Genomic DNA, 12,991 nt, shown 5'->3' with positions numbered 1-12,991 from the left:
TATGGCGCAAAATGAATTCTCATATCGGCGGTTTCTCATTTCCGCAACGATCGCACCACTGCAAGCCAACCGGGGCGTCGTCACGGTCGATGTCACGACCGCCGACCCGGAACGCATTGCCGATCTGGGAACAGAACGTTTTATTCATGTGGAGCGCTGGGTCGAGAGAAATGATCCTGCGTTCCTTCAGGTCGTGGTGGACGAGTGCAAAGTCGTTATCGACCATTACGCGGACAACGTCGACGATAGTTGAGTCCGCCGACTCTCGCATGAGGTGTTGCAATGCAGGAATTCGATTTCTACCTCAACCTGAAGAAGCCGACACTCGGGCTCTATGTGCGCAAGGGCGCGGGACTGCCCGACCTGGTTGACACGAGCCAATGGCAATTCGACGGCCATGTGTGGGAGAGCGAGCTCGCGCCGGACATCCTGAAGGGGCTGGAGGCCAATGGGCACGCGTTTCAGGAACTGGGTGGGTGAGTTCGTCCGACGCGCGACCCCATGCCAGCGTCGAGATAGCAATTCGATCCTTGCAAATTAGTACTATCCTAGCCTTAGGCTGGATGAAAGCGCGCTGTCGCATGACAGTCTTTCGGTGGATGCAGGCAACGACCGGTCTTGTGCGAAGCCGCATGGGGTCAGGGAGAAAACCATGCCGCAGCAGCAGGTCAATTTGAGTGACGAGTTCATTGCGCAGCAGCGTCAACGTCTCGAGGCAATGCGCCGCGAATTGTTGGGCGGAGAGGAGAAGACGACCGCTGACGAACGCACCGCTCAGGAGCAGCATGGCGACGAGGCCGAAGAGTCGGAGGACGTAGCCCAAGGCATGGCGCAGAACGAAGTCAACCAGGCGCTGCACGACGTGAACGACCAGCGCATTGGCGATATTGAACGCGCGCTGCAGAAGATCGACGAGGGTACCTATGGTCTCTCCGATGAAAGTGGTGAGCCGATACCGAAAGCCCGTCTCGAAGTCGCCCCGGAAGCGATCCTGACCGTTGAAGAGCAAGGCCGCCGCGAGGCACGGCAATGACTTCCGCCGGCGCGCGGTAGTACCGGCTCCACGCTCAATAGCGATTCATAAAGTTCAGTAAAACCCGGCGCGCAGCGCGCCATGCCGCTGCAGCGCCGCTGCACGTCCGTGAATCGGACCATCCGGGTGAAACGCGTCGGGGCGGATGCCACCCAATGCCTATCATCGGAAAAGCCAATATTCCCTTCTGCATGAGCCGCTCATAGAATCCAGATACGGATTCCGAGTTTCGTCATGCTAATCATGCTTATGAATGTGGCATGACCGATCCGTACTTTTCAGACAGTGCTCGTCGAAAACGGACGGGATAAAGAATCTCAGGACATGCGGTGTCCGATGGGCCATCGCTATCACGGTTCCTCGCTTATTGAACAAAACAAACGGACCGTGGACGGCGGCTCCGGCGTGTTCGCAATTCACATCGACGCGTTCTATAACCTTTGACATAGCCGGATGTTTTAACCGAAAAGGTGAGTCTACGATGCCAGCCCTCTGCGAAATCTGTAACGCCCGTCCCGCTGTTGCCCGAGTGACCGTTGTGCAAAACGGCGAACGGAAGACCATGTCGATTTGCGACTACGATTACCGTCAATTGATGCGGCACCAAAGCATGCTCAACCCGTTCGACTCGTTGCTCGGGGGCGGCGGCCTGTCGCGCTTCTTCGGCGGCCTGGGCAGTGGCGCCGAACACGACGACGAAGATGCCGGATTCGCCGCCGAGGTGCCGCGCGAATCAGTCGATGCCACCGATGCTTTCAGTGAGCAAACGCTCGAATTATTGCAAGGCGCCGCCGAGAAAGCGCACGAGCTTCGTCGCAACGAACTCGATACCGAGCACCTGCTGTACGTGCTGGCGGATACCGACGTGGGCACCGCGCTTCTGAAGGAGCTCAAGCTCTCGCCGCAAGACATCAAGGGCTATATCGATCAGCACGCGCAAACGGGAACGGCGGACCCCGACGCACCGGTCGACAAGATGACCGTGTCGCCGCGTTTGAAAAAGGCCTTCCAGTATGCGTTCCAGGCATCGCGCGATCTGGGGCACTCGTATGTCGGCCCGGAGCATCTGCTTATCGGTCTGGCGGCCGTGCCCGATAGTATTGCGGGCACGCTGCTGAAGAAATACGGCGTGACGCCGGAGGCCTTGCGGCAGAAGGTCGTGAAGGTCGTGGGTAAGGGCGCGGAGGACGGCCGCGTCGATACGCCCACCGGCACACCCACGCTCGACAAGTTTGGGCGCGACCTCACAGCCATGGCGCGTCAGGGTAAGCTGGACCCGGTTCTTGGCCGTGCGCAGGAAATCGAAAGCACGATCGAAGTGCTGGCACGGCGCAAGAAGAACAATCCCGTGCTGATCGGCGAGCCGGGCGTCGGCAAGACGGCTATCGTCGAAGGGCTGGCGCAGCGCATCGTCAACGGCGACGTGCCTGAAGTCCTGCGCGGCAAACGTCTCGTCGAGGTCAACATCAACTCCATGGTGGCGGGCGCGAAATACCGTGGCGAGTTCGAGGAACGCGCGAAGCAGTTGATCGACGAAGTCACGGCGAAGCAGGACGAACTGATTCTGTTCATCGACGAACTGCACACGATCGTGGGTGCCGGGCAAGGCGGTGGAGAGGGCGGCCTCGACATCGCGAATGTGCTCAAGCCCGCGCTGGCGCGTGGCGAGCTGAGTCTGATCGGCGCCACGACACTCAATGAGTATCAGAAGTACATCGAAAAGGATGCCGCGCTCGAACGGCGCTTTCAGCCGGTGCTGGTGCCGGAACCGACGGTGGAGCAAACCATCGTCATCTTGCGCGGCCTTCGCGACAAGCTTGAAGCGCATCACCAGGTAACCTTTGCTGACGATGCGTTCGTTGCCGCAGCCGAACTTTCCGATCGCTATATTACGTCGCGTTTTTTGCCGGACAAGGCCATCGACCTGATTGACCAGGCGGCGGCACGTGTGCGCATCGGCGCGACCTCGCGGCCGGCGGCGATTCAGGAACTCGAAGCCGAGATTTCCCAACTGAAGCGTGAGCAGGACTATGCGTCCTCCCGCAAGCGCTTCGATGAAGCGAAAGATTTCGAGGCACGAATCGGCGAGAAGCAGACGAAGCTCGACGAGCAAATGGAGGCGTGGCAGCGCAAGACCGGCTCGGAAACACTCGAAGTGACAGTTGCCTCGATTGCTGAAGTGGTGTCGCGTCTCACCGGCATTCCGGTCACGGAGCTCACGCAGGAAGAGCGCCAGAAGCTGCTGGACATGGAGAAGAAGCTGCGCGAGCGCGTGGTCGGCCAGGAGGACGCGGTGCTTGCCGTGAGCGACGCGGTGCGCCTTTCGCGTGCGGGACTCGGCCAGCAGAACCGGCCCATTGCGACCTTCCTGTTCCTCGGACCCACCGGTGTCGGCAAGACCGAACTGGCGAAGGCGCTGGCGGAAACGGTATTCGGCGACGAGCAGGCGGTGATTCGTATCGACATGTCCGAATACATGGAGCGTCACGCGGTTGCGCGGCTGATCGGCGCGCCTCCGGGCTATGTGGGTTACGACGAGGGCGGGCAACTGACCGAGCGCGTGCGGCGGCGCCCGTATAGCGTGATTTTGCTCGACGAGATCGAGAAGGCCCACCCGGACGTGAACAACGTGCTGCTACAGGTATTCGACGACGGGCGGCTGACCGACGGCAAGGGTCGCGTGGTGGACTTCAGCAACACGATCATCATTGCGACCAGCAATCTCGGCGCGTCGATCATCATGGGCAACCTCGAGAAACCCGAAGCGGATCGTCAGACCGAGAAAGCGATTCGCGAGGAATTGATGGACGTACTCAAAGGTCATTTCCGCCCCGAGTTCCTGAACCGGATCGACGAGATCATCGTGTTCCACGGGCTCTCGCGCGACAACATCCGTTCGATCGTGCAGATCCAGCTCGAACGCGTGGTGCGCACCGCGGCCGCGCAGGACATTACCCTCAAGATAGACGACTCGGTTGTCGATCACCTCGCCGATGCCGGCTATCGGCCGGAGTTCGGCGCGCGGGAGTTGAAGCGTCAGATTCGCCAGGAACTGGAAACGCGGCTCGCCAAGCAGATTCTCGGCGGCGCCCTGAAGTCCGGCGACACCGTCGACGTCAGTTACGACAAGGACAGCGACGAAGTGAAGTTCAACAAGAGCGAGGCACCTGCTGCTCCTGCTGAATCGAAGACGGCGGCCGGCAAGGCGGCCAACGGACGTGCGAAGAAAAAGACGTCGAAAGAGGCCAGCAGCACGGAACCCACTGCGAGCGCCGAATCGAAGGAGTGAGGTGCATATCCGGCAGGGAGGCACCGCCGCGTTATTGTCGGCGGTGTGCCGGGTTGCCGGCCTGATCGAAGGCGGGGGCGGTGTTCATGTGCGTGAACTGTGCACGCCCGCTGCGGCTCGATCTGTATCTTTCGCGGCGCCTCAACGCAACTAGACTGAATTCCATTCAAGCCTTACGCCGTGACGCGGCGTAACCCCAAGTAAAGCTGCCCGCAGATTTCCTGCGGCGGCTCATGGAGTCTCATATGACCACGCGACGCGAAGTTCCGGGAATCCGGCCGTACGACGGGCCCGCTGGAGGTTGGGGGGCGCTGCGAGCTACTGCCCAGGCTGTCCGCACACAAATGGAAAACATCGAGGCGCCGATTACGTTGATGCGGACCAATCAGCCTGACGGCTTCGATTGTCCGGGTTGCGCGTGGCCCGACAAGGAGCACAAGTCCACCTTCCAGTTTTGCGAAAACGGCGCCAAAGCGGTGACGTGGGAAGCGACCACGAAGCGGGTGACGCCGGAGTTTTTCGCCGACAACACGGTGTCGTCGCTGCTGCAACGAACGGACTTCGAACTGGAGGATCTCGGCCGTCTGACCCATCCGCTCGTCTACGACCGCGCCATGGACAAATTCCGGCCAGTCGAATGGGAGGACGCATTTGCCCGCATCGGCGAGGTTCTGCGAGGCTTGTCTTCGCCCAATGAGGCCGAGTTCTATACATCGGGCAGGGCATCGAACGAGGCCGCGTACCTTTTTCAATTGTTCGCCCGGGAGTACGGCACCAACAATTTTCCCGACTGCTCGAACATGTGCCACGAGCCGACCAGCGTCGGCTTGCCCCAGTCGATCGGGATCGGCAAGGGCACGGTGTCGCTGGACGATTTCGACACGACCGAGCTCATTCTCTCGATTGGCCACAATCCCGGAACGAATCACCCCCGCATGATGGGCACGCTCCACGAATGCTCGCGGCGTAATGTGCCGATCATCGTGTTCAATCCGCTGCGCGAACGCGCGCTGGAGCGTTTCGCCGATCCGCAGAGCGTGGTCGAGATGGCGACTTTCGGCTCGACCCGAATCGCCTCGACCTATTTCCAGCTCGACGCGGGCGGCGACGCGGCCGCCCTCAAGGGCATCATGAAGGCGTTGTTGCAGATGGACGCGGAGCAGGGCAAGACGGTCCTCGACCATGAATTCATCGCGACGCATACTCAGGGCTTCGAAGCGTTTGCCGCCGATCTGGAAGCGACGTCATGGGACGATATCGAGAAGGCGAGCGGACTCACCCGTGAAGATCTCGACGAAGTGGCGCTCGCCTATGCAAAATCCAACGCGACGATTGTCACGTATGGAATGGGGATTACCCAGCATAACAAGGGAACCGCCAATGTCCGTCTGATCGCCGACCTGTTGCTGTTGCGCGGCAACATCGGCAAACCCGGCGCCGGTATCTGTCCTTTGCGCGGACACTCGAACGTGCAGGGAAACCGCACGGTAGGTATCACGGAAAAGCCGTCCGCGAGCTTTCTCAAACAGATCGAAGACGTATTCGGTTTCACGCCGCCCGCCGCGCACGGTCACGATGCGGTCCAGGCGATGCAGGCGATGATCGACGGCACGGCCAAGGCGCTGATTTGCCTGGGCGGAAACTTCGCGGTGGCGCTACCCGACTCCGGGCAGTCCTTTCCGGCCATGGGCAAACTCGATCTGAGCGTTCACCTCGGCACCAAGCTCAACCGTTCGCACCTGCTGGTGGCGAAGGAGACGTATGTGCTGCCGGTGGTGGGCCGTACGGAGCTCGATATCCAGGCGACCGGCCGGCAGTCCATTACGGTCGAGGATTCCATGTCGATGGTTCACGCTTCGTCTGGGAAGCTGAAGCCCGCGTCCGAACATCTGCTCTCCGAGCCGGCGATCATCGCCGGGATCGCCAGCGCCACCTTACCGGACAGCAAGGTGGCGTGGTCGAACCTGGTGGCGGACTACGACCGGATCCGGGACCTGATCGAGCGAACCGTGCCGGGGTTCGAGGCATTCAATGCGCGGATCAGAGTGCCGGGAGGATTCCGCATGCCGCTTCCTCCAACCGAACGCGTGTGGCCCACGCCATCCGGCAAGGCGATGTTCTCGGTGTATGGCGGCGTGAAAGAAGATGCCGACGTTCTCGGCGCTGAAAATGTGCTGCGCCTCATCACGATCCGCAGCCACGACCAGTACAACACCACCATCTACGCGCTCGACGATCGTTACCGGGGCGTATTCGGCCGGCGTGACGTGCTGTTCATGAACGAGGACGATATGGCGGCGCGCGGAATTGAACACGGCGATCTGGTCGACATCGAAACCGTTTCGGCAAACAGACAGCTCCGCCTGAACGGGATCACGGCGATCGCGTACAACATCGCGCCGGGTTCGGTGGCGGCCTATTATCCGGAGGCGAACGTGCTGGTGCCGCTCGACTTTATCGACAAGGAGAGCGGCACGCCTTCATACAAGTCGGTTCCCGTTCATGTTGTGCGTTCGGCAGAAGCCTGACATGGATATCTTCGACGCGTTTCACCTCGCCAGGCTGCAATTTGCGTTCACGGTTTCGTTTCATATCATTTTTCCGGCGATCAGCATCGGCATGGCGAGTTTTCTCGCCGTGCTGGAGTGGCGCTGGTTGCTGACCGGTGATGCGGCCTACAAGGACATGTTTCTGTTCTGGTCGAAGATCTTCGCGGTCGGCTTTGGCATGGGAGTGGTCTCGGGTGTGGTGATGGCTTACGAGTTCGGCACCAACTGGAGTGGGTTCTCCAGCGTTGCCGGCAACGTCACTGGGCCGCTGCTGACCTATGAAGTGCTGACGGCGTTCTTTCTCGAAGCCGGTTTTCTCGGCGTCATGCTGTTCGGCTGGCAACGCGTCAGTCCCCGCTCGCACTTCTTTGCCACGCTCATGGTGGCGGTGGGCACGCTCATTTCCACCTTCTGGATTCTCGCGTCGAATAGCTTTATGCAAACGCCGCAGGGTTTCGCGATCGAGAATGGCCGGATCGTGCCCGTCGACTGGTTCAAGGTGATTTTCAACCCGTCGTTTCCGTATCGCCTCGCGCATATGACGATCGCCGCTTTCATTGTCGCGGGCTTTATCGTGGCCGCGTGCGGCGCGTGGCATCTGTTGCAGGGCCGGCGCGACAAACCGGTCACACGCAGCTTTTCGATGGCATTGTGGATTCTGCTGTTCCTGACGCCGATACAGATCGTGGTTGGCGATGCGCACGGCCTCAATACGCGCGAGTACCAGCCGGCCAAGATCGCCGCGATCGAAGGGCTGTGGGAAACCGAGAAAGGCGGCACGGCGCTCAATCTGGTCGGCCTGCCCGACATGAATGCCGAGGTGACGCGATACGCGATCCAGATCCCGCATCTGGGCAGTGTCATCCTGACGCATAGCTGGAATGGAGAAATTCGCGGCCTCAAGGAGTTTCCTCCCGAAGATCGTCCGTATTCGCCGATCGTGTTCTGGACCTTCCGGGTCATGGCGGGTCTCGGCATGCTGATGCTGTTGACCGCGCTACTGGGCCTGCTGCTCAGAGTGCGTGGCCGCCTCTATGAGACGCGCTGGTTTCAGCGTTTCGTTTTGTGCATGGGGCCTTCCGGCATCGTGGCGCTGCTGGCGGGTTGGATCACGACCGAGGTCGGCCGCCAGCCCTGGACCGTGTACGGTGTGCTGCGCACCGCGGACTCCGTGTCGCCGATCGGTTCCCAGCAGGCAGGCGTTTCCTTGCTGATCTTTGTGCTGGTGTATTTCCTGGTGTTCGGCATGGGGTTCTACTACATGATGAAGATGATGAAGCGCGGACCGGAGGAGCATCTCGAGCGCAGCAAGTCACGCCGGCATCCGGTGCTGCGTAATCGCCCGCTCGACGCACTGGAAGGGGAGTGACGCCATGCAGATCGATCTTCCTGTTGTGTGGGCCGCGATCATCGGACTCGGTGTTTTCATCTACGTGATGCTGGACGGCTTCGATCTCGGCATTGGCCTGCTGTTTCCGTTTTTCGAGGGGAAGGGCGACCGGCAGGTGATGCTCAATACCATCGCACCGGTCTGGGACGGTAACGAGACCTTTCTTGTGCTGGGCGGCGCCGGGCTATACGGGGCGTTTCCGGTGGTTTATTCGACGCTGCTGCCGGCCAACTATCTGCCGCTGATCCTGATGGTGGTGGGTCTGATCTTTCGCGGAGCGGCCTTCGAATTGCGCGCCAAGGCCGTCAGGACCCAGCACGCGTGGGACCTCGCTTTCATTGGCGGTTCCGCGCTCGCGGGGCTCTGCCAGGGCATCGTGCTGGGCTCGCTGCTGCAAGGCATCAAGATCGTCGACGGCCGCTTCGCCGGTGAACCGTTCGACTGGCTCTCGCCGTTCAGCCTGTTCTGCGGAATCGGTGTGCTGACTACGTATGCGACGCTCGGCTGCGGCTGGCTCATCCTGAAGACGGACGGCGAATTGCAGCGCAAGATGCGCGAACTGATGCGGCCGCTCGTGAGCGTTCTGCTTGGCGCGATGATGATTGTGAGTCTCTGGACCGTGATTGGATTGCCGGCAGTTGCGCATCGCTGGTTCGGCAGCGGCAATCTCGGCTGGTTCCTGCCGGTGCCGATTCTTGTGATTGCCTGCGTGTGGGGCGTGTTCCGTTCGGTGCGTCTGAAGCACGAAGCCACCCCGTTTCTGCTCACCCTCGGGCTGTGCTTTCTCGGTTACAGCGGCTTGCTCATCAGCATCTGGCCCAACATCGTGCCGCCTTCGCTGACGATCTGGGAGGCCTCGTCGAGCCACTCGAGCCAGTTGTTCGCGCTGGTCGGCACGGTGATCGTGTTGCCGGTCATTCTCGTCTACAACGTCATGCAGTACCGCGTATTCCGGGGCAAGGTGCGCGAAGGGGACGCCGGCTACCACTGAGGGTGACGGCGCAGTCAGACTATTACAAGAGCACGTTATGATTGTGAGGCCAGGGCAAAACTGGTTCCGGCTGCTGTTTATCTGGAATGGTTCTGTATTGCAGTCGATTATTCCTCAACTGGTTTTTATGGGGGCAGTCAGCAGTCTTGCCGTGCTGACGCACGGGCGCATTTTCGGCGAGAAGATCCCGCTCAATACGGCACCGTTCACGTTATTTGGCCTCGCACTGGCGATTTTTCTCGCGTTCCGCAATAACGCAAGCTATGAGCGCTTCAACGAGGCGCGCCATCTCTGGGGCAGCACGCTGATCTCAGCGCGCTCGCTGACTTCACAGATGCTGTGCTACGTGCCGCGCGGCGAGCACAACGTGCAAATGGCCCATACCCTGATTGCGGCCGTGTACGCGTTGAAGCATCAATTGCGTGGGACCGATCCGACGCCGGACCTCGTTCGACTGCTCGGACGCACGCGAGCCGAGGCACTGCAGCACACCTGCTACAAACCGACTGCGCTGCTCAACGACGTTCGTCGCAATCTGGCCGATCTGCAGGTCCGCGGATTGATCTCGGACACGAAGCTCTGGATGCTGGACGCGCAGATCGACGAGTTGGGAAAGACGGTGGGTGGTTGTGAACGGATCGCATCCACGCCGATTCCGTTCGCCTACAGCGTGCTGCTGCACCGTACCGTCTACGCCTATTGCGTGTTGCTGCCGTTCGGTCTTGTGGATTCGACGGAGTTCTTCACGCCGCTGCTCTGCGTTTTCATTTCCTATACGCTGATTGCGCTGGAAGCGATCGCCAGCGAAGTCGCCGAGCCCTTTTCGCTTGCGCCGAATGCGCTGGCGCTTGATGCGATAACCCGCAATATCGAACGCTCGGTTCTCGAACTATGCGGCTGCGAACTGCCCGCCGAGGTGCAACCGCTGCGCTCGTACCAACTGACCTAGCGGCGCTCATCGACGCGCCCGTGCTAACGGGCGCACCTCGCAACCAGCTTGCCGACGGTAATCACCGCCTGTTCGATCTCGCTCGACCAGGCGCTGCTGTAATTGAGGCGGATGAAGTTCCGATAGGTCGTCTCCGAGACCGAGAACATGTAGCCCGGGCCGATGGTGATGCCTTCATCGAGCGCGAGCTTATAAAGCCGCATGGCGTCGACCTTGGGCGGCAGTTCGATCCACAGCACATATCCGCCGGCCGGGTTGGACATGCGCGTACCTTCGGGGAAGAAACGCGCGACGGTGGCCTTCATCAGATTGGCCTGCTGCGCATACGCTTTCCGGACTCGTCGCAGGTGATGCTCGTAGCCGTCGCGCTCGAGGAATTCCGCAATCGCCATTTGCGGGATCGACGGAGAAGTCAGGGTGTTCAGAAACTTGAGTTTCTCGACCTTATCGCGATACCGGCCCGGCAGCGCCCAACCAATCCGGTACGCTGCCGTGAGGGTCTTCGAGAACGAGCCGCAGTGCAGCACCAGCCCCTTCGTGTCGAAGGATTTCAACGTGCTCGGGTGCGTGCTGTCATAGTGCAATTCGTTGTAGACACCGTTCTCGATGACCGGAATGTCCCACTTCGTGAGGCGTTGCACGAGTTCGCGCTTGCGCTCGTCGGGCATCAGAAAGCCCAGCGGATTCTGGAAGTTCGGCATGATCATGCAGGCCGCGATGGTCTGCGATTCCACAATCGCGGCCAGTGCCTCGATATCGATGCCGTGTTCCGGATGCGTCGACACTTCAATCGCTTTCATGCCCATCCGTTCGATCGCGTGGAGCATCGCGTAGAACGTCGGTGACTCGACCGCGATCACGTCGCCGGGTTTCGCGACCGCCTGGAGGCACAGGTTGATCGCCTCAGTCGCGCCGACCGTGATGACGATCTCGTTCGGATCGACCGCCATGCCGTTCTCGAGGTAACGACGCGCGATCTGGCGCATGAGTGCCGCGTTGCCGGGCGGAAGTGCATCCGTCACGCCCCAGCGGGTCTTGCCCCGGCCCGCGTCGTAAGCGTAGCGGTTGAGCTTTTCGAATGGAAACAGCGTGGCATCGGGATAGGGCGAACCGAGCGGCACGGCGTCGTCGACACCGATCGAGCGCAAGGTGGACAGCACGAGGCGGCTCACATCGACCGGCGACGAAATCGGGATCGGTTTCGACGGCCGGAGCTCGAGCGCTTTCCGCTCGCCGCTGTTGCCCCGGAAGTTGACGAAATAGCCCGACTGGGGCCTCGCCGTTAGCAAACCACGGCTTTCGAGCAGCAGATAGGCGCGGATGACGGTCGTCACGCTCAGGCGATGCTGCTGGCTGGTCTGCCGTACCGACGGCAGCCGTTCGCCATGCCCGTACACGCCTTGCCGGATCAGTTTCTCGATATCGTCTGCAAGCTTCTCGTAGAGATTCATCGGACGATTCCCTTAGCGTTTTGCCGCCGCATCCGTGCCGGTCTCCGCGCCGGCTGATGCGCGCTTGCGTGGCTGTGCCGCACGGCTGGTGCCGAGATCGTAGCAGAACTGTACTGGCCGGAGCCGGTCCGATTTGTGCACTCTGCGAGCGACTGCCCGGCCTTACTCTGTTCTCCATCGAATACGCATTGCCAGGTCCCCACGCCGGGGCCTTGCGATGCGTAAGAACGGATTCGGATGATGCGAAATCGGTACACAGGGAGAATGGGCACCATGAATCTGCTAGAAGCCATGCGGATTTACGTCAGAGTGGTTGAACGGGAGAGTATTTCCGGCGCGGCGCGAGACCTCAATATCGGTCAGCCGGCCGTGAGCGAGCGCATCGAGCGGCTCGAGAAGTATCTGGGCTGCCGGCTTCTGCTGCGTAGCGCGCGGGCTTTCAATTGCACGCCTGAAGGGCTTACGTTCTACGAGCGTAGCAAGCGGATCCTGCATGCCGTGGAGCAGGCGGTCGCCGAGGTGTCGAACGACGGCGAGGAACTCAAGGGCACGATCCGTATCGCGGCGCCGCACTGCTTTGGCGAAACGATCGTGCCGGAGGTGTTGACGCGGGTGCGTGAGACCTATCCGCAACTGGAACTGGAACTGGTTCTGAACGACAGAATCGTCGATCTGGTGACGGAGGGCGTGGACATTTCATTTCGTCTTGGGCAACTGGGCGAAGGGGCTTTCATTGCCCGCCAGTTGGGTCAGGTTGGGCGCGTGCTGGTTGCCGCGCCGGGCTATCTGGGCCAGCACGGTCCGATTGCCGAGCCGTCTGAACTGGTGAAGCATCCATTCATCCGGGTGCAGGGCATGTTCGGCACGGATCAGTTGCCGCTCAGGCACGTCGCGACGGTGGTGGAGAGCATGCCGATTCGCACTGCGATCAGGACGAGTCATTGGCGGCCCATGTATGAAATGATCCTCGCGGGTGCGGGCATCGGCGTGCTGGAAGAACCGGCGTGCGTCGAGGCGCTCGCGGACGGGCGGCTGGTTCGCATCCTGCCGGAATTCGAAGTGCTGCCATTCGATCTGAATGTACTGACGCAGGCGCAACGTCCGGTGCCGCCACGGGTGCGGACGATGGTGACGACGTTGAGAAAGTACACGTCGGAAATTCTGGAAAGAGTGCACGTCGATTGCGGCGAAGTGACAAATCGCTTTGAAGTACTTCCCGACGATGAGGTGTCCGCGATTCTGAAACCGTCGTTGCGGGCCTGAGCCCTCGACGAGCGGGTCAGCTTCTGTTTACCCGGCGAAGTCACTCCGCTGGATTATCGAGCAACTTGCCAGGTGG

Annotated in this window: 10 protein-coding genes; 9 read left to right on the top strand and 1 reads right to left on the bottom strand. The window is 60.8% G+C overall.

Annotation, left to right across the window (positions count from 1 at the left end; all coding sequences use genetic code 11):
• The first annotated feature begins 1 nt into the window (after nucleotide 1).
• The 8 genes from HWX91_RS08645 to HWX91_RS08610 all read left to right on the top strand — a co-directional run bounded on the left by HWX91_RS08645 (nucleotide 2) and on the right by HWX91_RS08610 (nucleotide 10,201).
• Nucleotides 2–253: a hypothetical protein gene (locus tag HWX91_RS08645; protein ID WP_028194731.1), complete on the top strand. Its 252-nt coding sequence runs from the start codon at nucleotides 2–4 to the stop codon at nucleotides 251–253.
• Between the two features lie 29 nt (nucleotides 254–282).
• Nucleotides 283–480, top strand: coding sequence for a hypothetical protein (locus HWX91_RS08640; RefSeq protein WP_028194730.1), 198 nt, complete (start codon nucleotides 283–285; stop codon nucleotides 478–480).
• A 172-nt stretch (nucleotides 481–652) separates the two neighbouring features.
• Nucleotides 653–1,033 (top strand): TraR/DksA family transcriptional regulator, encoded by a 381-nt coding sequence (locus tag HWX91_RS08635; RefSeq protein ID WP_028194729.1) that lies wholly within the window; start codon nucleotides 653–655, stop codon nucleotides 1,031–1,033.
• A 481-nt stretch (nucleotides 1,034–1,514) separates the two neighbouring features.
• Nucleotides 1,515–4,322 (top strand): ATP-dependent Clp protease ATP-binding subunit, encoded by a 2,808-nt coding sequence (locus tag HWX91_RS08630; protein WP_028194728.1) that lies wholly within the window; start codon nucleotides 1,515–1,517, stop codon nucleotides 4,320–4,322.
• A 245-nt stretch (nucleotides 4,323–4,567) separates the two neighbouring features.
• A complete protein-coding gene (locus tag HWX91_RS08625) occupies nucleotides 4,568–6,850 on the top strand; it encodes an FdhF/YdeP family oxidoreductase (protein ID WP_028194727.1) in 2,283 nt (760 codons plus the stop codon).
• A 1-nt stretch (nucleotide 6,851) separates the two neighbouring features.
• Nucleotides 6,852–8,240 carry a cytochrome ubiquinol oxidase subunit I gene (locus HWX91_RS08620; protein WP_028194726.1) on the top strand — a complete coding sequence of 463 codons (1,389 nt, stop codon included), beginning with the start codon at nucleotides 6,852–6,854 and terminating at the stop codon, nucleotides 8,238–8,240.
• A 4-nt stretch (nucleotides 8,241–8,244) separates the two neighbouring features.
• Entirely contained in the window at nucleotides 8,245–9,252 is a 1,008-nt protein-coding gene (cydB, locus tag HWX91_RS08615; protein ID WP_028194725.1) for a cytochrome d ubiquinol oxidase subunit II, read from the top strand.
• 37 nt (nucleotides 9,253–9,289) lie between these two features.
• Entirely contained in the window at nucleotides 9,290–10,201 is a 912-nt protein-coding gene (locus HWX91_RS08610) for a bestrophin family protein (protein ID WP_028194724.1), read from the top strand.
• A gap of 23 nt (nucleotides 10,202–10,224) precedes the next feature.
• Here HWX91_RS08610 and HWX91_RS08605 read toward each other — a convergent pair whose 3' ends face one another.
• On the bottom strand, nucleotides 10,225–11,652 hold the full coding sequence (locus HWX91_RS08605) for an aminotransferase-like domain-containing protein (protein WP_028194723.1): 1,428 nt from the start codon (nucleotides 11,650–11,652) through the stop codon (nucleotides 10,225–10,227).
• Nucleotides 11,653–11,925: 273 nt separating this feature from the next.
• On the opposite strand from HWX91_RS08605, the gene HWX91_RS08600 reads away from it, so the two are divergent.
• Nucleotides 11,926–12,915, top strand: a complete 990-nt coding sequence (locus tag HWX91_RS08600; RefSeq protein WP_028194722.1) for a LysR family transcriptional regulator — start codon at nucleotides 11,926–11,928, stop codon at nucleotides 12,913–12,915.
• The last annotated feature ends 76 nt before the right edge of the window (nucleotides 12,916–12,991 follow it).

The sequence above is a fragment of the Paraburkholderia fungorum genome (genome assembly GCF_902833645.1).
In the GTDB taxonomy this organism is placed as follows: Bacteria; Pseudomonadota; Gammaproteobacteria; order Burkholderiales; family Burkholderiaceae; genus Paraburkholderia; species Paraburkholderia fungorum.
This window is presented reverse-complemented; position numbering and strand designations above follow the sequence as displayed.